The 19114-nt window shown below is 58.6% G+C and carries 18 protein-coding genes; 7 read left to right on the plus strand and 11 right to left on the minus strand.

Going from position 1 to position 19114, the window contains the following annotated elements; translation table 11 throughout:
- Together L1P08_RS08060 and L1P08_RS08065 are read right to left on the minus strand one after the other, a co-directional pair.
- Positions 1-516 carry a TRAP transporter small permease gene (locus tag L1P08_RS08060; RefSeq protein WP_303616519.1) on the minus strand — a complete coding sequence of 172 codons (516 nt, stop codon included), beginning with the start codon at positions 514-516 and terminating at the stop codon, positions 1-3.
- A 65-nt stretch (positions 517-581) separates the two neighbouring features.
- On the minus strand, positions 582-1562 hold the full coding sequence (locus tag L1P08_RS08065; RefSeq protein ID WP_303616520.1) for a C4-dicarboxylate TRAP transporter substrate-binding protein: 981 nt from the start codon (positions 1560-1562) through the stop codon (positions 582-584).
- Between the two features lie 79 nt (positions 1563-1641).
- On the opposite strand from L1P08_RS08065, the gene L1P08_RS08070 reads away from it, so the two are divergent.
- Both L1P08_RS08070 and L1P08_RS08075 read left to right on the plus strand, forming a co-directional pair.
- Positions 1642-2352: a GntR family transcriptional regulator gene (locus L1P08_RS08070; RefSeq protein WP_303616521.1), complete on the plus strand. Its 711-nt coding sequence runs from the start codon at positions 1642-1644 to the stop codon at positions 2350-2352.
- Between the two features lie 174 nt (positions 2353-2526).
- The gene (locus L1P08_RS08075) at positions 2527-2694 is read left to right on the plus strand and encodes a hypothetical protein (protein WP_303616522.1); all 168 of its coding nucleotides are present in this window, start codon (positions 2527-2529) and stop codon (positions 2692-2694) included.
- Positions 2695-2842: 148 nt separating this feature from the next.
- Here the strand turns inward: L1P08_RS08075 and L1P08_RS08080 are convergent, their stop codons facing one another.
- From L1P08_RS08080 to L1P08_RS08110, 7 genes are all read right to left on the minus strand, one after another.
- A complete protein-coding gene (locus L1P08_RS08080) occupies positions 2843-3223 on the minus strand; it encodes a hypothetical protein (RefSeq protein WP_303616523.1) in 381 nt (126 codons plus the stop codon).
- A 77-nt stretch (positions 3224-3300) separates the two neighbouring features.
- A complete protein-coding gene (locus L1P08_RS08085; protein WP_303616524.1) occupies positions 3301-3528 on the minus strand; it encodes a formate dehydrogenase subunit delta in 228 nt (75 codons plus the stop codon).
- A 13-nt stretch (positions 3529-3541) separates the two neighbouring features.
- Positions 3542-4375: a formate dehydrogenase accessory sulfurtransferase FdhD gene (fdhD, locus tag L1P08_RS08090; RefSeq protein WP_303616525.1), complete on the minus strand. Its 834-nt coding sequence runs from the start codon at positions 4373-4375 to the stop codon at positions 3542-3544.
- A complete protein-coding gene (gene fdhF, locus L1P08_RS08095; RefSeq protein WP_303616526.1) occupies positions 4372-7248 on the minus strand; it encodes a formate dehydrogenase subunit alpha in 2877 nt (958 codons plus the stop codon). Before fdhF ends, fdhD begins: the two co-directional genes overlap by 4 nt.
- 8 nt (positions 7249-7256) lie before the next feature.
- Positions 7257-8804: a formate dehydrogenase beta subunit gene (locus tag L1P08_RS08100; RefSeq protein ID WP_303616527.1), complete on the minus strand. Its 1548-nt coding sequence runs from the start codon at positions 8802-8804 to the stop codon at positions 7257-7259.
- Positions 8801-9280, minus strand: a complete 480-nt coding sequence (locus tag L1P08_RS08105) for a formate dehydrogenase subunit gamma (protein WP_303616528.1) — start codon at positions 9278-9280, stop codon at positions 8801-8803. The genes L1P08_RS08100 and L1P08_RS08105 overlap by 4 nt, the downstream gene beginning before the upstream one ends.
- Before the next feature lie 52 nt (positions 9281-9332).
- Positions 9333-10451, minus strand: a complete 1119-nt coding sequence (locus L1P08_RS08110; protein WP_303616529.1) for a Gfo/Idh/MocA family protein — start codon at positions 10449-10451, stop codon at positions 9333-9335.
- Positions 10452-10740: 289 nt separating this feature from the next.
- Here L1P08_RS08110 and L1P08_RS08115 point away from each other — a divergent pair, with 289 nt between their 5' ends.
- Genes L1P08_RS08115 through iolB form a run of 5 tightly spaced genes read left to right on the plus strand, consistent with a single transcriptional unit; the run spans position 10741 to position 16541 of the window.
- Positions 10741-12684: a bifunctional 5-dehydro-2-deoxygluconokinase/5-dehydro-2-deoxyphosphogluconate aldolase gene (locus L1P08_RS08115; protein ID WP_303616530.1), complete on the plus strand. Its 1944-nt coding sequence runs from the start codon at positions 10741-10743 to the stop codon at positions 12682-12684.
- Positions 12685-12727: 43 nt separating this feature from the next.
- The gene (iolD, locus tag L1P08_RS08120; RefSeq protein WP_303616531.1) at positions 12728-14575 is read left to right on the plus strand and encodes a 3D-(3,5/4)-trihydroxycyclohexane-1,2-dione acylhydrolase (decyclizing); all 1848 of its coding nucleotides are present in this window, start codon (positions 12728-12730) and stop codon (positions 14573-14575) included.
- Positions 14576-14601: 26 nt separating this feature from the next.
- Entirely contained in the window at positions 14602-15486 is an 885-nt protein-coding gene (iolE, locus tag L1P08_RS08125; protein ID WP_303616532.1) for a myo-inosose-2 dehydratase, read from the plus strand.
- 12 nt (positions 15487-15498) lie between these two features.
- Positions 15499-15738 (plus strand): hypothetical protein, encoded by a 240-nt coding sequence (locus L1P08_RS08130; protein ID WP_303616533.1) that lies wholly within the window; start codon positions 15499-15501, stop codon positions 15736-15738.
- Positions 15739-15743: 5 nt separating this feature from the next.
- Positions 15744-16541 carry a 5-deoxy-glucuronate isomerase gene (gene iolB, locus L1P08_RS08135; RefSeq protein ID WP_303616534.1) on the plus strand — a complete coding sequence of 266 codons (798 nt, stop codon included), beginning with the start codon at positions 15744-15746 and terminating at the stop codon, positions 16539-16541.
- A gap of 84 nt (positions 16542-16625) precedes the next feature.
- Here the strand turns inward: iolB and iolG are convergent, their stop codons facing one another.
- Together iolG and L1P08_RS08145 are read right to left on the minus strand one after the other, a co-directional pair.
- Positions 16626-17618, minus strand: a complete 993-nt coding sequence (gene iolG, locus L1P08_RS08140; protein WP_303616535.1) for an inositol 2-dehydrogenase — start codon at positions 17616-17618, stop codon at positions 16626-16628.
- Positions 17619-17908: 290 nt separating this feature from the next.
- Positions 17909-18940 (minus strand): LacI family DNA-binding transcriptional regulator, encoded by a 1032-nt coding sequence (locus L1P08_RS08145; RefSeq protein WP_303616536.1) that lies wholly within the window; start codon positions 18938-18940, stop codon positions 17909-17911.
- Positions 18941-19114: the final 174 nt, after the last annotated feature.

The raw sequence follows: 19114 nt of genomic DNA on the forward strand, positions 1-19114 counted from the left end.
TTATATCTCCGCAGGCGGGTTGGTATCGTCGTTTGGTTTGGTGAATATGAGTTTCCGGCCCGCAGCCCGGTCACGCCAGGCATCGACCGCATTGGCGATAATGGCCAGCGACAGCATGATGCAGCCGGCGGGAACAGCTATGGTGACGAAGGCATAGGAAAAACCGCTATCCCCGAAAAGCCGTTCCTTATTGAGGATGGTCAGCTTGTAACCCTCGACTACCAAGACCATCATGAAGGCAACAAAGACCACGGCTTGTGCCGTTTCCAGCCAAAGCCGCTGACGGTGGCCGAGCAAGCGGACCAAAAGGTCGACGCCAATGTGACCATGCTGACGCATGGCGCGGGTCGCCCCGACAAAGCACAGCCAGATGAACAAGAGCTGGGCCATGTCGACCGACCAGATCAGCGGGTATCCGAAAAACCGCATGACAGCTGCGGCAAAAACCAGGACAACAATCACCAAAAGCAGCAGGGCCCCGGCGAGGAACTCCAACTGCGCAACAAAGCGCGCCATGAAATATATCCGTTGCTTGAAAGACATGGGCGGCGGACCGCCCATGTCTTGATGGATGATTTATATTACTCGGCAGCCATTGCACGCAACGTATCGCGCAATTCGCCATAACCCAGCATATCGTATACGCCAGCGGTGGCGTCGCGATACGGGGTAACATCCGGTGTGGTGACGGTGATACCGGCAGCAACCAGGTCGGCTTCAATCTGAGCCAGCGAATCCTGGGTGCCATAAGAGGCGATATCGCCAGCTTTCAACGCTTCTTCACGCAAGATGACCTGCAGGTCCTCGGGCAGGGAATCAAACCAGATCGCGCTGGTCACCATGCCGGTGATCAGGTTGATGTGACCGGTTTTGGTAATATGGCTGACGACTTCGTCCAGCTTGGCGCCAGTAACAGCAGGCAACTGAGCTTCGGCGGCATCGATAACGTGTTGCTGAATGGCCGAATAGACCTCACCCCAGGGCATAGGTGTGGGCGTTGCGCCCATCGCCTTGATGGTTTCGATCCAGACAGGGGCACCGGGTGTACGCATACGAACACCGGCCAGATCTTCAGGACCATTGATCGGCTTGTTGGTCAGCAGATGGCGTTCGCCCTGCCACCAGTTGAACGACAAGACCTGATGGCCGGAAGCATCATGCAGTTTCTGAACCCATTCCTCGAACATGTCCGAGGTGACAACCTTGCGGATGCCATCATAGCCTGATGCGAGGAAAGGGGCGCCAAGAACACCGAATTCCTCCTGGAACACGGCAAGGCGACCGCCATCGACAATGACGGCAACCGGCGCGCCAGCGCGGGCTTGCTCGAGAACGTCCTCGTCAGGACCCAGCTGCGAACCGGGGAACAGTTTGACCTCAAGCGCGCCGTTGGAGCGCTCAGCGATATTGGCCTGAAAAGCTTCAAGACCTTTGTAGAGTGGATCACTGGTTGCCAGTGCGGTATTGACGCTGAGCGTATAGTCCGCCGCCAAGGCTACTGTGCCCCAGGAGACAGCCACCATGCCGGCAACCGCAATTGCACTTAACGATTTCATTTTCATATTAACCTCCCAATATGCGACGGTTTTGCACACCCGTCGATTGCACAAGAACTAGTATGGTAGTATGCATGGTGTCAATATGAACATGGAATTTCGCCTCAACACACTGGAAGAAGAAGGTTCGCGGCTACGGCAAGCGACCATAGGGACGCGTGTGTTCGACGCCTTGAAACTAGCCATCGTCCAACTGCAATTGCGCCCCGGCAACCTGCTTTCTGAAGCCGATGTCGCCAGGCAATTGGGGGTATCTCGACAGCCGGTACGCGAGGCATTCATAAAGCTGGCCGAGGTCGGACTTGTGGAAGTACGGCCCCAACGGGGCACATTTGTCGTCTTGATTTCCTGCCGGGACGTCGAGAATGCGCGCTTCATTCGCGAGGCGATTGAGGTTGCGGTTGTGCGCAAGGCCTGCCGCGAGGCTACGCCCGATCATGTGCGCCAATTGCGCGATGTCGTGCTTCGTCAACGGGATTCCAGTGCCTCGGGGGATCACGCCTATTTTCTACGGCTCGATGAGACGTTTCATCAAACGATTGCCAAAAGTGTTGATTGCGAGCACGCATGGCGCGTACTGGAAAGCCTTAAGGCGCAAATGGACCGGGTACGCTACCTCTCGTTGCCGCTGGCAACCCCGGTCAACACGCTAATCGCCCAGCATGACGAGATTACCGATGCTATTGCGCATAAAGACCCCGATGCTGCGGCTGCCGCAATGCAACGACATCTGTCCGAAATCCTAACCTCCTTGCCGAAGATCGCTGCGGCAAACCCGGATATGTTCGTCGACTGACCTTTTCGTCCGCATAGCGAATGAGAACGCTCTTGGCTAAAATTTTGTCCGGGATGGAAACTTCGTGGCAATGATATGCCGCTATTTTATCCGCTGGGCGAGACCGCTTTTATACTGAGGTGGGTCTCTGTTGGAGCCGACATTGTCGGCAGGGCGATAAATAGCAGGTGCCAGATGAATATCTCGCGGCCTACCGATTTTAAACACGACCCCCGTGGCATAAGCACGGAAAGATTTGCTGACAGAATTCGCTGGCAGCGGCGGCAAAACCTTATGGCAGCGGCCCTTGGCGGGCTGATGGTTCTTTTTGTCGCCACCGCCATTCTCAGCCTGATCATCTAGCGCAAAACGCAGATTGGGGCACATCAGGCGCCGAACGCACCAGCGATCGGCGGCGATTTACCCTGCGCGCTCAGCAGGACTGTCTGGGTAACAAAAAAGCCGGCGCGTATGCGCCGGCCGATAGAGCGATATGCTCTATGATACTTGCTTATCGCAGGGAGATCTTCGTTGCTTTTTCGCAAACGATATGGTGCGGGTCCCGCGCCAGGATGGTTTTGTATTGCTGATCGAAATTCACCAGCAGTTCATCGATGAGCTGTGAGGAGTCGGCACCGCAGCGCAGGGATTCAATGCGCTCAAACGCCTCGGCGGCGGTGAAGGGCAAATCTTCGCGTTTGCAATATTGCGAAGCTTTGAGCGCCAGCACGGCCGTTTGAATATTTTTTGCGATATAGCGCGGGCCACATTGCGGGCCACCGGCAGCAGCGGGGGCACTCAGGAGAAATGCAATAGCAACACCCCCCACGGCCGCGCCAAAAATATGCCGCAGCGGACGTGAAAATTCATACGTGTGCATTGCCGTCTCCAACCTGATCTATTTTATCCACATTTATTGGTGTGGATTGAATTTGGGCTGAAGCGCATTCCCGGCTTTTGTATCAAATTTTACGCAGTTGACGCCGGGTCCGACCCTGGACTTTCCGGAGCCGGACGCACCATCGGCGCAGCCTTGCGCGCCAGTGGTGACAGGTCCGGCGCCCCTGATTCAACGAGGCGATGAAAGGCTGCGCGCATATCCGGCGCCCAGAAACTGTTGATGTGGTCGGCAACATCCGCCGCTGCCCGCCCCTCATCAGCGGCGGTTTCGAAAAAGGTCGCAATCTGGTTGGCCATCCGAATTATCTTGTCATGCGACATGAATGGGCTGTCCGTTTCTGATCCTGCCGGGATGGGTGAAAAGTTCGAAGGAATCGCCCCGCACCAAAGCCGCCACGCTGAGGCCGGCCCGCTCTGCAACATCCAGTGCCAAAGCGGTTGGCGCAGAGATGGCGATCAGGAGCGGCGCACCGATAATGGCGGTTTTTTGCACCATCTCGACAGATACGCGGCTGGTCACCACCACAGCCCCTGTGCTCCCCACATGCCCGTTTCGGGCAAGATGCCCGGCCAGTTTATCGAGGGCGTTATGCCGGCCCACATCCTCGCGCGCTGCAATCACGCCGCCGCCGGGGGTGTAGAAACCGGCTGCGTGCATGGCGCGTGTCTGGTCGTTCATGGGCTGTTGCCGCGCCAGCAACGCGGCGGCCCTTGTGATATCCTCGGCGGTGAACGATGGCGTGGCGCGCCCGAGAGACGGAAGTGGGCGCATGACCTCTTCGATAGATTCTATGCCGCACAAGCCGCAGCCCACCGGCCCTGCCATCTGGCGACGCCGAACTTTCAACCTGGCCCGTGCATCGGCCGCAAGCGTGACCTGCAGGTCAATGCCATCTGTCACCGGCACGATATTGATAGTTTCAATCTCAATTGCTGAGCCAACAATCCCCTCGCTGAGGCAGAAGCCCGTGGCGAAATCCTCCAGGTCTGCCGGGGTCGCCATCATCACTGCGTGGGTCGTGCCATAAAACGAGAACGCGATCGGCACTTCTTCAGGCACCTGACGCCAACCGCTCGCGACACTGCTGCTCTCAAAGGCAGTACGCGCGATCTTTCGGCTCGACGGCCACGCCGGAGCGATCATTCCGCCGGTTCCATCTTTTCGATACGGCGGCTTTTTTCACTCAATTCCTCATAGTCCGTCTGCCACTGGCTCGGCCCGTTCGAGGGCATGACCTGCACCGCTGTCACCTTGAATTCAGGGCAATTGGTGGCCCAATCGGAATAGTCGGTGGTCACCACATTGGCCTGGCTGTCGGGATGGTGGAAGGTGGTATAAACCACGCCCAGCGCCACCCGGTCGGTGATCAGGGCCCGCAGCGAGGTTTCCCCGGCACGCGAAGCAATGCGCACCCAGTCGCCCTCAAGCACGCCACGCTGTTCGGCATCATGGGAATGGATTTCCAGCCGGTCTTCTTCATGCCAGCGCGAATTCTCGGTGCGCCGGGTCTGCGCGCCGACATTGTACTGGCTCAAAATCCGCCCGGTGGTCAAAAGCAGCGGGAAGCGAGGGCCGGTCTTTTCATCGGTCGCCACATATTCGGTACGCACGAATTTGCCCTTGCCGCGCACGAACCCGTCCATATGCATGACCGGGGTGCCAAACGGGGTCTTTTCATTGCAAGGCCATTGCACCGAGCCTTCGCGCTCGAGCACATCATAGTTGACCCCGGCAAAGCTCGGCGTGGTCGCGGCAATCTCGTCCATGATCTGAGAGGGATGCGTGTAGTGCCAGTCCAGCCCCATGGCGCGAGCCAGTTGCTGGGTCACTTCCCAATCGGCATAGCCGTTTTTCGGCGTCATCACCTTGCGCACCCTGTTGATGCGGCGTTCGGCATTGGTGAAGGTGCCGTCCTTTTCGAGGAAAGTGGACCCGGGCAGGAAGACATGGCCGTAATTGGCGGTCTCGTTCAAAAACAGGTCATGAATGACAACGCATTCCATCGCCGCGAGACCGGCGGAGACATGCTTGGTATCCGGATCTGACTGGAGGATATCCTCGCCCTGAATGTAGAGCGCCTTGAAAGTGCCCGCGACGGCGGCATCAAGCATATTGGGAATGCGCAGGCCCGGCTCGTCATCGAGCTTCACGCCCCAGAGTTTTTCAAAAATGTCGCGGCTGGCGGCTTCCGAGATATGGCGATAGCCGGGCAGCTCGTGCGGGAACGAGCCCATGTCGCAGGCACCCTGCACATTGTTCTGCCCGCGCAGCGGGTTCACCCCGACGCCGGGACGGCCGAGATTGCCGGTGGCCATGGCCAGATTGGCAATGGCAATCACCGTGGTCGAGCCTTGCGAATGTTCGGTAACCCCAAGACCATAATAGATGGCGGCATTGCCGCCGGTCGCATAAAGCCGCGCCGCCTGACGGAGCGTTTCCGCCGGCACGCCGCTCAGCTTTTCAACTTCTTCAGGGCTATGGCGGTCATCGGCGACAAAGGCGGCCCAGTCCTCGAATTCAGACCAGTCGCAGCGTTCACGGATAAAGGCTTCATCGAACAGGGCTTCGGTGACGACCACATGGGCCATCGCCGTCAAAACGGCAACATTGGTGCCGGGGCGCAAGGGCAGGTGATGGGCGGCTTCAACATGGGGGGTACGCACCATGTCGATCCGGCGGGGATCGACCACAATAAGCTTGGCCCCCTGCCGCAGGCGCTTTTTCATGCGTGAGGCAAAAACCGGATGCCCGTCCGTGGGGTTGGCACCAATGATCAGAATCACATCGGCCTGTTCCACACTGTCGAAATCCTGGGTGCCGGCGGAGGTGCCAAAGGTCGTCTTCAAGCCATAGCCGGTGGGCGAATGGCAGACGCGAGCGCAGGTATCGACATTGTTATTGCCAAAGCCGGCGCGCACCAGTTTTTGCACCAGAAAGGTTTCTTCATTGGTGCAGCGCGACGAGGTAATGCCGCCGACCGCGCCCTTGCCGTATTTTTGCTGGATGCGGGCAAATTCGCTGGCCGTATGGCTGAGCGCCTCCTCCCATGAAACCTCGCGCCAGGGATCGGAGATGTTTTCGCGGATCATCGGGGAGAGGATACGATCCTGATGGGTTGTATACCCCCAGGCAAAGCGGCCCTTGACGCAGGAATGGCCATGATTGGCCTTGCCATCCTTATAGGGCACCATGCGCACGACTTCCTCGCCGCGCATTTCCGCCTTGAACGAACAACCAACGCCGCAATAGGCGCAGGTAGTGACCACCGAATGTTCCGGCTGGCCGATATCGATTACGGTTTTTTCCGTCAGGGTTGCCGTCGGGCACGCCTGCACGCAGGCGCCGCAGCTCACGCATTCTGAGGAGAAGAAATCCTCCATCATGCCCGGCGAGACCCGGCTATCAAAACCGCGCCCGGAAATGGTCAGCGCCAAAGTGCCCTGCACCTCGTCGCAGGCGCGCACGCAGCGCGAGCAGACAATGCATTTGGCTGGGTCATAATCGAAATAGGGGTTCGACTGGTCAATTTCCATGAAGGCGGGATTGGCAATGCCGTGCTTTTCGGCCACGAGGTGATTGTCACCCTCATAGCCATAGCGCACATCGCGCAGGCCCACGGCCCCGGCCATGTCCTGCAATTCGCAATCGCCATTGGCCGCGCAGGTCAGGCAATCCAGCGGGTGATCGGAGATATAGAGCTCCATCACGCCGCGGCGAATGTCTTTCAATCTTTTGGTCTGTGTATGCACGACCAACCCTTCAGCGACCGGCGTGGTGCAGGAGGCGGGGGTGCCATTGCGCCCCTCCACTTCCACGAGGCACAAACGACAGGAGCCGAACGGCTCAAGACTGTCGGTGGCACAAAGTTTGGGCACGGCAATGCCGGCCTCAGCCGAGGCGCGCATCAGCGAGGTGCCTTCGGGCACCGTCACTTCCGCTCCATCAATGATGAGGGTCACCAGTTTTTCTGATTTGGCGGCAGGTGTGCCGAAATCGCGTTCCTTGATCAGGGGCATGTGACCTCCTATTCCGCGGCTTGCTGGCTTCGGGGCGCAAAGTCCTCGGGGAAATGGGTGAGCGCGCTGATCACCGGATAGGGCGTGAACCCTCCCAAGGCGCAGAGCGAGCCGAATTTCATTGTGTTACATAAATCGGTCAGGATCGTGATCTGGGCTTCAGGATCAGCATCGATCTTGTCGATTACCTCAACCCCACGGGTTGAGCCAATGCGGCAGGGTGTACATTTGCCGCAACTTTCGATGGCACAGAATTCCATGGCGAAACGCGCCTGATGCCGCATGTCGACGCTATCGTCAAAAACCACAATGCCGGCATGACCGATCAACCCGTCATTTGCAGCGAACGCCTCATAATCAAACGGGGTATCAAACAGCTCGCGCGGGAAATAGGCCCCGAGAGGCCCCCCGACCTGCACGGCGCGTATCGGGCGGCCCGTGGCGGTGCCGCCACCGATGTCATCGACAATTTCGCCCAGCGTCATGCCGAAACCGGCCTCGAACAGGCCCCCATGTTTGACATTGCCCGCGATCTGGATCGGGATGGTGCCGCGCGAACGGCCCATGCCAAAATCACGATAATAGGTCGCGCCCTTGTCGAGAATAACCGGGACAGAGGCCAGCGAGATCACATTATTGATCACCGTCGGCTTGCCGAACAGGCCCTCATAGGCGGGCAATGGCGGTTTGATCCGCACCTGCCCGCGCTTGCCCTCGAGCGATTCGAGCAAGGCGGTTTCCTCGCCGCAGACATAGGCCCCGGCACCAACACGGATTTCCATGTCAAAGGCATGGGCTGAGCCGAGCACCGAACTCCCGAGAATATTTGCGCCGCGCGCTATCGATACGGCCCGGTTCATCACCGCAATCGCATCGGGATATTCCGAGCGCAAATAGACATAGCCTTTGGTCGCCCCGGTCGCGATGCCGGCGATCACCATCCCCTCGATCACGACAAAGGGATCGCCTTCCATGATCATCCGGTCGGCAAACGTGCCGCTATCGCCCTCATCGGCATTGCAAACGATATATTTCTGCGCCGCTTCAGTTTGCAGCACCGTGTTCCACTTGATCCCGGTCGGGAACCCGGCCCCGCCGCGCCCGCGCAGGCCGGAATCGGTTACCAGTTGCACGATTTGTTCAGGTGTCAGCGCCAGCGCCCGCTCCAGCCCCTTCAAGCCATCATGGGTGCGATAATCATCCAGCGACAGCGGATCGGTCAGGCCACAACGGGCAAAAGTCAGCCGGGTCTGTTGCTTGAAAAACGGCAGTTCCTCAACCGCGCCCAGCGCCAGCTCGTGGGTGTCACTCTCAAGCCATCTGGCCGCGAACAACCCCGCCACATCCGCATCCGTTACCGGACCAAAGGCACGGCGGCCCGCAGCCGTTTCGATCTCCACCAGCGGCTCCAGCCAATAAAGCCCGCGCGACCCATTGCGGACAATTTTTGCTTCAATGCCGCGCTGGGCAAGCTCGGCGGCAATAGCTGTGGCGACCTCGTCCGCCCCCACTGCTCGCGCGCCGGAGTCACCGGGGATATAGATTATAGTCGTCATGTACGGCACCCGGCCAGCAAGGTTTCAACCTTTTTATCCGTCACCCGACCATGCAGCTTGCCATCGAGCATGAGCGCCGGGGCGGTGGCGCAAAGCCCCAGGCAATAGACCGGCTCCAGCGTTATCGCGCCATCCGCCGTGGTGTCGCCAAAATCGACACCCAGCAATTGTTTGACCCGCGCGCCCAGCGCCTCCCCGCCCATGGATTGGCAGGCCTCGGCGCGGCAGAGTTTCAGCCTATGCTGCCCGGCAGAGTGATCACGATAGTCGTGATAAAAGCTCACGACGCCAAACACTTCGGCCCGGGTCAGGTTCAGCAAGTGCGCAATCTGGGGAATAGCATCGGGTGGGACGTAGCCGAACCTTTCCTGCACCGCATTTAGGATTGGCAATAGCGGCCCTTCCGCCTTTTCAAAGGCCGACACAATTTCCGCGACTTCGGCGGCAAGCTCATCATTTCGCGACGCATTTTCCATGCGTCAATATTCACCCACGCCCTGACGCTTGGCAAGTGGATGAACGCGCTGTTTATTCCAGATCGACCCAACGCGCTTCACGGTCGGATTGTGCCATGGCGTGGACCGTGCGCTCAATTTCAAAACCAGCATCAAAATCCACAGCCACAGCTGACTCACCGGCAATCAGATGCAGCAATTGCCGGCATTCGATAATTTTCAGCTCATTGAACCCCAATCCATGCCCAGGCGCGGGAATAAACTGGTCGTAGGGCGGATGTTGTGGCGCGGTCAAAATCGTCCGATAGCCCTGCTCGCCGGGCCGGTCGCTGGCCTGGTAAAGCTGGAATTCGTTCATGCGCTCCTGATCGTAGAGAATGGATCCTCTGGACCCGAATATTTGCAAAACGATCCGCCCCTTGCGGCCCCAAGCCGCGCGATTGAGCGCCATCACACCGGACACCCCGGTTCGGGTTTCGAACAATACGGATGCAATGTCCCAGTTCTCAACCGGCTGTCGTCCCCCATCGCGGGCCGGTCGATCAGCAAAAGGTTTGGCCTGGTGTGCCATGACACGGGAGAGGTCTCCCACAAGTGTCTGAATGAGCGACAGTGGGTGCACGCCGAAATCATCGAGCGCGCCATAGCCGGAACTGGCCGCGCTCTTCCAATAGAAAGGCGCATCCAGATCTGCCATGTAGTCTTCGTCCATCTCGGCACGGATATGGCTGATCTGACCAATCGCTCCCTCGTCCAGCAACCGGGCGATGTGCCGAATGGCGGGGTTCTGAATATAATTATAGCCCAGCATCGCCACGCGGCCGCTTTTGGCCGCGGCCGCTTTCATTCGTGCCGCATCGTCCAGCGTGGTTGCCATCGGCTTCTCACACCAGACGTGCTTGCCGGCCTCCAGCGCTGCGATTGCCATTTCGGCATGAAACTGGTTGGGGGTGGTTATCGATACGACCTCAACTGCAGGATCAGCAATCAGGGTACGCCAATCGGCTGTGGCCTTTGCAAACCCCAGTGCAGCCGCGCGGCTTTTTGCAAGATTTGCATCAACCTCTGCCAGCACCGCCAGCCTTGGTGTCACCTCAATGCCAAAGACCGGCTTAACTGCATTCCAGGCAAGTGCATGGCACTTGCCCATATAGCCGGTGCCAATCAGCCCCACACCAATGGTTTTCGTCATATTTCCTCCCCCGCATAAAGCCGCCTCGCGGGGCGGACAATGTGCCCTCACCTTCCATATCAGCGAAGATGACTGGACGGGAGATACCCACCGTCACTCTGGGTGACTTCCTCGCAAATCTTGCAGCAATGCAAGCCCGATTTCTTGCAAAAATGATAGAGAATGAGGGCTTACGATTGACTTGCAGCACGAGACGCCATCTCGGTAACCTCCGGATCAGACGAACGAAATCAAGCGTCTGCAGAACACACAGGCTGGCGCGGCATCGCGCCCCTGACGGGAGGACTTAATGAGCAATAGCGTCACACATTCCGTTCTGGACGTCATTACGATTGGCCGGTCTTCGGTCGACCTTTATGGCCAGCAGATTGGCAACAAGCTTGAGGATGTGGGCAGCTTCGCCAAGTCTGTTGGGGGATGCCCCACCAATATCGCTGTCGGCACCGCACGGCTGGGGTTGAAATCTGCCGTTATCACCAAGGTTGGTGACGAACAAATGGGGCGCTTTATCCGGGAACAGGTGGCGCGTGAGGGTGTTGACGCACGCGGGATCGCCACCGACCCGACACGGCTGACAGCCCTGGTGCTGTTGGGTGTCGAAGACGACAAATCTTTCCCCACCATCTTCTATCGCGAGAACTGCGCCGACATGGCGTTGACCGAAGATGATATTGACCCGGATTTCATCGAATCGGCGCGGTCGGTTCTGGTTTCGGGCACTCATTTTTCCAAACCCGAGACCGAGGCGGCGCAGCGCAAGGCCATTCGCATTGCCAAGGCCAATGGTGCCAAGGTGATTTTCGATATCGACTACCGCCCCAATCTCTGGGGTCTTGCCGGACACGCGGCAGGCGAGAACCGGTATATCGCTTCCGATGCGGTTTCGGCGAAATACAAAACCGTTCTGCCTGATTGCGATCTGATCGTGGGCACTGAAGAGGAAGTGCTGATTGCCGCTGGTGAAAGCGACCTGCTGGCGGCGCTCAAAACCATTCGCGCCCATGCCGCAAACGCCCTGATCGTCCTCAAACGCGGGCCGATGGGGTGCATTGTTTATGAGGGCGCGATCAGCGACGACCTCGAAGACGGCATTCTGGGCGAGGGTTTCCCGATTGAGGTCTATAATACGCTGGGTGCCGGGGACAGTTTCATGTCCGGGTTCCTGCGGGGCTGGTTGCGTGATGAGCCGCATGCGACCGCTGCGACATGGGCCAATGCCTGCGGGGCATTTGCAGTGTCGCGCCTGCTCTGCTCCCCCGAAATCCCGACTTTCGAAGAACTGCAATATTTTCTGACCCATGGCAGTGCGCACAAAGCGCTGCGCATGGATGAGGCGATCAACCATATCCATTGGGCGACGACCCGGCGGCAGGATTATCCCACACTGATGGCGCTTGCATGTGACCACCGGATCCAGCTGGAGGCGGTGGCCGACGAACTGGGTGTGGCGCATGAAAAGATTGGCGCTTTCAAGCTGCTGACGGTGGAAGCCGCACAACGGGTGGCCAAAGGCCGCCCCGGTTTTGGCATGTTGCTTGACGACAAGCACGGGCGCGACGCCCTGTTTCTGGCCGCCAAACAACCCGGCTTCTGGATTGGCAAGCCGCTTGAGCATCCCGGTTCACGGCCGTTGCGCTTTGAGTTCACTCAGGATGTTGGCGGACGGATTGTCGAATGGCCGCTTGATCATTGCCTTAAATGCCTGTGCTTTTATCACCCGGACGATCCGGAGGCACTAAAGCTTGAACAGCAGCAGAAACTGCGCACGCTTTACGACGCTGCCCGAAAGGTTGGCCGGGAACTTCTGGTCGAGATCATTGCGGGCAAGAATGGCACCTTGGACGACACCACAATCAGCAGGGCTTTGCAGGAACTGTATGATCTCGGCATCAAACCTGACTGGTGGAAGCTCGAGCCGCAAAAATCCACCACGGCATGGCAGAACATTGATGAGGTCATCGCGCGAAACGACCCCTGGTGCCGGGGTATTGTGATGCTGGGGCTGGAAGCGCCGGCAGGCGAATTGCTCGCCGCATTCAAGGCCGCGCAAAGCGTCGGTTCCGTCAAGGGATTTGCCGTTGGCCGCACGATTTTTGCTGATGCGGCGCGCGCATGGTTGGGTGGCAATATCAGCGATGAAGAGGCGATTGCCGACATGGCACAGCGGTTTGCAGCGCTGACCGATGCATGGCTTGAACTGAAGAACCAGCAAAAGCCGATTGAGGCAGAATGACAAGCAGCATCCAGCAACTGGATGCGCTGAAAGGGAGGCAGATATGTCCGACACAATCCGGTTGACGATGGCGCAGGCCGTGGCGCGGTTCCTCACCAGACAGATGACGGTTATCGAGGGCGAGAAGCTGCCCATTTTCGGCGGTGTCTGGGGTATTTTCGGACATGGCAATGTCGCGGGTATGGGCGAGGCACTTTATCAGGTGCGCGATGAACTGCCGACATTGCGGGCCCATAACGAGCAGGGCATGGCCCATGCGGCAATTGCTTATGCCAAGGCCAATTTTCGGCGCCGGATGATGGCCTGCACCAGCTCGATCGGCCCCGGCGCGCTGAATATGATCACCGCAGCTGGCGTCGCCCATGTCAACCGTCTGCCGCTGTTGCTGCTGCCGGGCGATGTGTTTGCCAACCGGCTTCCCGACCCGGTGTTGCAGCAGGTCGAAGATTTTGGCGACGGCACTGTTTCAGCCAATGATGCCTTTCGGTCCGTCTCGCGCTATTTCGATCGCATTGCGCGGCCTGAACAGATCATGCCGGCGTTAAAGCGCGCCATGCAGGTGCTGACCGACCCGGCAGAATGCGGCCCGGTGACACTGGGCCTTTGTCAGGACGTACAGGCGGAAGCGTTTGATTATCCCGTGAGCTTTTTCGACGAAAAGATATGGACCTTCCGGCGACCACGCGCGGATGCTGCAGAAATTTCGGCGGCCGCTGATATTCTGAAATCCAGCCAGAAGCCGGTGATCATTGCCGGGGGTGGCGCGCTTTATTCTGGCGCCTCAGAAGCGCTTGCCGCTTTCGCAGAAAAACACGGCGTTCCTGTATTGGAAACACAGGCTGGCAAATCCGTTTTGCCCGATACGCATCCGCTCAATATGGGATCGGTTGGCGTGACCGGCACCAGTGCCTCCAACCAACTCGCCGAACAGGCCGATGTGGTTTTTGCGGTGGGCACCCGCTTGCAGGATTTTACGACCGGCTCCTGGGCTCTTTTCAAAAACGACGCGATGAGAATTGTTGGGCTCAACACCCAGGCGTTCGATGCGGGCAAGCATAATGCGCAACCCGTCATTGGCGATGCGTTGACCGGGTTGGACGAAATTGGCGCGTTGCTGGATGACTGGCAATCGCCCGACGGCTGGGTCGATAAGGCCAAATCTGGCAAGGCAGAATGGCAAAAGGCAGCAGAAGCCGCCACGGCGGCGACCAACGCCGCCCTGCCCTCGGATGCGCAGGTTATTGGCGCGGTACAACGCACTTTCGGCAGCGGGGCGACAGTGGTCTGCGCTGCAGGTGGTTTGCCCGGAGAACTGCACAAACTCTGGCAGGCAGGTGCGCCCGGCTCCTATCATCTGGAATATGGCTTTTCCTGCATGGGTTATGAGATCGCAGGCGGGCTTGGCGTCAAGCTGGCGAAACCTGATGAGGAGGTCGTCGTCATGGTCGGTGACGGCTCCTACATGATGCTCAATGCCGAATTGGCCACATCGGTTATGCTCGGTGCCAAACTGACAATCATCATGCTCGACAACCGTGGCTATGGCTGCATCAACCGGCTGCAAATGGGCACAGGCGGGGCCAATTTCAACAATCTGCTTGAAGACGCACAACAGGAGGTGGTGCCGGAAATCGACTTTTGCAAACATGCGGAAGCCATGGGCGCAATCGCGGTCAAAGTGGGTTCAATTGCCGAACTTGAGACCGCCATCAGCGCCAGCAAAAGCAATGATCGCACAACGCTGATCCAGATCGACACCGATCCGCTAATCACCACAGAGGCCGGTGGCCACTGGTGGGACGTGGCGGTGCCTGAGGTCAGTCCGCGCCGCGAAGTTCAGGAAGCCCGTAAGGCTTACGAAGCCAATCTCAAAAATCAACGTATCGGCTGATCCCGACATATCGGTGGAGTAACAAAATGATCCGCATCGGCACCAATCCCATCGGCTGGTCCAACGATGACATGCTGGAAGTGGGTGGGCATATTCCGCTTAAGCAATGCCTTGGGGAGGCCAGAACTGCCGGGTTTGTCGGCATGGAGCTGGGTAACAAATTTCCCCGCGTGGCCGATCAGCTGCGCCCGATACTGGATGCGCATGGCCATGTGCTCGTCTCGGGCTGGTATTCCTGCGAATTGCTGGAACGGGATGTGGACGCTGAAATGCAGGCCGTTGCCGCCCATGCGACATTGCTGAGGGCCATGGACTGCAAGGTGATCATCGTTTGTGAGACCTCCAACACCATTCAGGGGCAGAAGGACACACCGCTTTCTGCCCGCCCCGTGCTGGAAAAATCACGTTGGGAGCAGTTCGGTGCGCGGCTGACTGCGTTCGCTGAGAGGTTGATGGCTGAATACGGGTTGCAGCTTGCCTATCACCACCACATGGGCACAGTCGTTCAGTCAGAAGCCGAGATTGACCGCTTGATGGCCGTCACAGGCCCTGCATTCAACCTGTTGCTGGATACCGGCCATATCAGCTGGGGTGGGGGCAATCCTGCGCGGGTGGCCCGCCATTACAAGGACCGGATCGCCCATGTGCACTGCAAGGACATCCGTGAGGATGTGATGTGGCAAAGCCAGCAAGAGGATTGGTCTTTCCTCGATTCCGTGCTCGCAGGTGTCTATACTGTCCCCGGCGACGGCTTTATCGATTTTGTGTCGGTATTCAAGGCCCTGCCCGGCTATGATGGCTGGGTTGTGGTTGAGGCTGAACAGGATCCGGACAAAGCCGAACCGGCATTCTATGCCAAACTTGGCTATGACAATCTGACCCGATTTCTAAAGGAAGGTGGGCTTTTATAGCCCAGGACCCACATGAGAGAAGCTGACCGCACCTTTTTCCGCCCGCTGTGGCGCCGCCTTGTTCTTGTTGGCATTATTGTCGTCTGGACAGGCCTGGAATGGTGGAACGGTGACAGCTTCTGGGGCATTTTGACCTCAGCGGCACTGGCTTATTCCGTGTGGTCATTGATCCTCAATTTCGATCCGGAACCGGCGGCTGCTGCAAAGACAGATGGTGCGCCGGATGTGTCTGAAGACCAGCCCAAGGAATAAACGCCATGTCAAAGCTCCTGAACAAACCCCTCGGCGACCACGGCCGTATCCACCATGTCACGCCTGAGAATGCGGGATGGGGCTATGTGGGGTTCGATCTGCACCGGATGGTGCCGGGCGATACCGCTTCGGGTTTGAGCGATGACAAGGAAATCTGCCTCGTTTTTGTGACCGGCAAGGGCCACGTCACTGCAGGCGGTAAGCCCTTGGGATTGCTGGGTGAACGCATGTCACCCTTCGAGGGCAAACCGCACTCTGTCTATATCCCGGCGGGCACGGACTGGCATGTGAAGGCCGATACAGATTGTGAGCTTGCTGTGTGCTCTGCGCCGGGCAAGCCGGGATCGCATCCGGTGCGGGTGATCGGGCCGGAAAATGTGGGGCAGGAGGTGCGGGGGAAAGGGTCTAATGTGCGGCATGTGACCAATATCCTGCCGGAGACCGAACCGGCGGATTCGTTGCTGGTGGTGGAAGTTATCACCCCGGCGGGCAATACATCCTCCTATCCGCCGCACAAGCATGACCAGGATGACCTGCCGCAGGAAAGCTATCTGGAAGAGACCTATTACCACCGGCTCAACCCGCCGCAAGGCTTTGGTTTTCAACGCGTTTACACCGATGACCGGTCGCTGGACGAGGCGATGGCATTTGAGAATGGCGACGTGGTGAAGGTGCCCAAAGGCTATCATCCGGTGGCCACCTGTCATGGTTATGACAGCTATTATCTCAACGTGATGGCGGGGCCTGTCAGAATTTGGAAGTTCCACAATGCGCCGGAACATGAATGGCTTATCAAAGCCTGATTGACAGTGAAGATTTGCCCTTTGTAAGCATTGAGAAAAGGCGCCCGGGGGCGCCTTTTTGCTTAGGTGGAAATACCAAACCCATCAGTCGAGACGAATGGTGCGCCCCTCGGCAATGGACTGAAGGGCCGCGTCTGCGAGAATGAGCGCTGCGAGCCCATCGGCACCGCTTGGGGACGCTTTTGTCCCCGCCTTGATATTGGCGATGAAGGCGGCGATTTCGTTGGCATAGGCTACTGTGTAGCGGGTCATGAAGAAATCGAGCAGCGGCGGCCGGGTGAAGCCGTCGGCATTGGCGATCTCGATATCGACCTCGCGCTGGTTTTCGGCGGCAACCATGCCCTTTGAGCCGTGCACCTCGATGCGCTGATCATAGCCATAGGTGGCACGGCGGGAATTGGAAATGAGGCAATGGCGGCCCGAGGCCGTGGTGAGGGTGACCGTGGCGCTGTCATAGTCGCCCGCCTCGCCGATGGCCGGGTCCACGAGAACGGAGGCGGTGGCGGCGACGGTGACCGGCTCCTCGCCAAGCAGGTAGCGGGCCATATCGAAATCATGAATGGTCATGTCGCGGAAAATGCCGCCGGAGCGCTTGATATAATCCACCGGCGGCGCACCGGGATCACGCGAGGTGATCTGCACCATCTCGACATCTCCCACCCGGCCCGCGTCAATGGCGCTGCGCACGGCCATGAAATGGGGATCGAAGCGGCGATTGAACCCTACCATCAATGTGCCCCCGGTTTCGTTGACCACCTGCATGCAGGCCCTGACCCGCGCCACATCGAGATCGATGGGCTTTTCGCAAAAGACGGCCTTGCCGGCGCGGGCAAAACGCTCGATCAGGTCTGCATGGGTGTCGGTGGGCGTGCAAATGACGACCGCATCGATGTCGCTGGCGGTTTCAATCTCTTCAATCGTGCGCATGGCGCAATCATAGGTTTTGGCGATATCGCCGGCGGCGGCGGCAACTGCGTCGGCGACAGCGACCAGGGTTGCGTCCGGATTGCCGCCAATGGCTTTGGCGTGGACCTTGCCGATGCGACCTGCGCCCAAAAGGCCGAAACGAACGCTCATGGAATTACCTTTCGAAAAAGGGACCGCCCATTTTGGCGGTCCCGAGTTTGGGTCAGGGAGGACCAGAGAAAAGCTGACGCGAACGCCATCTCTTCTCCAGGGCCGGTCTTTATGCCGGCGATTAAAGGATTAGGCGGGTGTTGCCGTCTCATTCAGCCCTCGCCGTAACCTTGCCAACCACATCGATTTTGGTGGCGCTGGTCAACAAGTGAATGCAATGAAAGCCCTCATCCGTGAAATGAAATTCTGGCCTTGTGAGGGTTTTCTATCAGCAGGCCGCGCCGCTGCCGCTAAACATTCTCGGAAATGCATATCTCGAAGGGGATGAAGGTTTGTCCGGGGGCATCGGCGGCACCGGTTTCAATGCTGCGCACCATGCGGGCCACCAGATCGCGTGACAGGGGCTGGAGTGGGGTCGAAATGACGGCCGTGAGCACCTCTTCCACCAGCCCGGCAGTCGATTCCGGGGTTTTTTCATTGACCACGGCAATAATCTTGCCCGCCTTGCCTTCTTCCCGCAGCGCCGCGATTGCCCCTTCCATGCCGCCGCCGGCAATATAGAGCCCCGACAGATCGGGGTGCCGCTGCAACAAGTCGATCGTGGCTTCATGGGTGATCTGGCGCGTCTCGAGATTAACGAGCGTATCGAGCACCTGAAATTGCGGCGCATGTTCGCGAAAATAGGCGCGAAAACCAATCTCGCGCATTTCGTGCCCGTGAAAACGGTGACTGCCGACAAAGACGGCGACCTTGCCCGGGCGTTTGGCTGTTTTGGCAATGAGCCAGGCCGCCGTGCGCCCCACCATGCGGTTATTGGTGCCGACATATCCCTCGCGCACGCCAGAGGCAAAATCGGAAAAGACCGAGAAGACGGGAATATTGCGCTCGCGCAAATCCTGAATGGCAGCCGTGAGGGTTGGATGATCGGGGCCGGCCATGGCGACTGCCTGGCAGCGGGCTGCCACTTCATAAAGCTTGGCTACCGTATCTGTGGGGGTCTGGGAGGGTGCATAGTCGATGAGCGCCGACCCCCGGATGCCGGGGGCCTCGTTGACCGCCGCCTCGATCTCTCTTGCGAAGGACTGGTAAAAGAACTGGCTGGGCTTTTGCAGCACGAAGCCGAGACGGTATTCGGGCAGGTCTTTTTGCAGGCGCTGACGAATGAGACTGGTGGCGTGATAGCCGATGGCATTGGCCGCCTCGTAAACCCGGCGTGCGGTTTCCTCGCGCACGCGATGCCGCCCGTTGAGTACCCGGTCCACCGTGGCCACACTCACCCCCGCCTCGACCGCCAGATCGGCAATTGTTGGACGCCGCGCCATGCCCTTCTCCCCCTCATTGCATCTGTCACTCATGCAAGGTGAGTGTGATGTTTTTTGAGAGATTACATCATTGGCAATATGCTTGTCAGCAGGCTTGTACGTTGACGATGGGCGTTGCACGGCCTATCTCCAACAGCGTTGTAAACGGCCTGCACACTTTGTGCCTGCTATAAG

It is taken from the genome of Mariluticola halotolerans (genome assembly GCF_021611515.1).
Classification (GTDB): Bacteria; Pseudomonadota; Alphaproteobacteria; order Rhizobiales; family Devosiaceae; genus Mariluticola; species Mariluticola halotolerans.

Excerpts from the sequence above, each read along its gene's own strand:
- L1P08_RS08070 (WP_303616521.1), top strand. The coding sequence starts at position 1,642 with ATGAACATGGAATTTCGCCTCAACACACTGGAAGAAGAAGGTTCGCGG.
- L1P08_RS08130 (WP_303616533.1), top strand. The coding sequence starts at position 15,499 with ATGAGAGAAGCTGACCGCACCTTTTTCCGCCCGCTGTGGCGCCGCCTT.
- iolG (WP_303616535.1), bottom strand. The coding sequence starts at position 17,618 with ATGAGCGTTCGTTTCGGCCTTTTGGGCGCAGGTCGCATCGGCAAGGTC.
- iolD (WP_303616531.1), top strand. The coding sequence starts at position 12,728 with ATGTCCGACACAATCCGGTTGACGATGGCGCAGGCCGTGGCGCGGTTC.
- iolE (WP_303616532.1), top strand. The coding sequence starts at position 14,602 with ATGATCCGCATCGGCACCAATCCCATCGGCTGGTCCAACGATGACATG.
- L1P08_RS08110 (WP_303616529.1), bottom strand. The coding sequence starts at position 10,451 with ATGACGAAAACCATTGGTGTGGGGCTGATTGGCACCGGCTATATGGGC.
- L1P08_RS08085 (WP_303616524.1), bottom strand. The coding sequence starts at position 3,528 with ATGGCCAACCAGATTGCGACCTTTTTCGAAACCGCCGCTGATGAGGGG.
- L1P08_RS08060 (WP_303616519.1), bottom strand. The coding sequence starts at position 516 with ATGGCGCGCTTTGTTGCGCAGTTGGAGTTCCTCGCCGGGGCCCTGCTG.
- fdhD (WP_303616525.1), bottom strand. The coding sequence starts at position 4,375 with ATGATCGCTCCGGCGTGGCCGTCGAGCCGAAAGATCGCGCGTACTGCC.
- L1P08_RS08115 (WP_303616530.1), top strand. The coding sequence starts at position 10,741 with ATGAGCAATAGCGTCACACATTCCGTTCTGGACGTCATTACGATTGGC.
- fdhF (WP_303616526.1), bottom strand. The coding sequence starts at position 7,248 with ATGCCCCTGATCAAGGAACGCGATTTCGGCACACCTGCCGCCAAATCA.
- L1P08_RS08075 (WP_303616522.1), top strand. The coding sequence starts at position 2,527 with ATGAATATCTCGCGGCCTACCGATTTTAAACACGACCCCCGTGGCATA.
- L1P08_RS08105 (WP_303616528.1), bottom strand. The coding sequence starts at position 9,280 with ATGGAAAATGCGTCGCGAAATGATGAGCTTGCCGCCGAAGTCGCGGAA.
- L1P08_RS08145 (WP_303616536.1), bottom strand. The coding sequence starts at position 18,940 with ATGGCGCGGCGTCCAACAATTGCCGATCTGGCGGTCGAGGCGGGGGTG.
- L1P08_RS08100 (WP_303616527.1), bottom strand. The coding sequence starts at position 8,804 with ATGACGACTATAATCTATATCCCCGGTGACTCCGGCGCGCGAGCAGTG.
- L1P08_RS08065 (WP_303616520.1), bottom strand. The coding sequence starts at position 1,562 with ATGAAAATGAAATCGTTAAGTGCAATTGCGGTTGCCGGCATGGTGGCT.
- iolB (WP_303616534.1), top strand. The coding sequence starts at position 15,744 with ATGTCAAAGCTCCTGAACAAACCCCTCGGCGACCACGGCCGTATCCAC.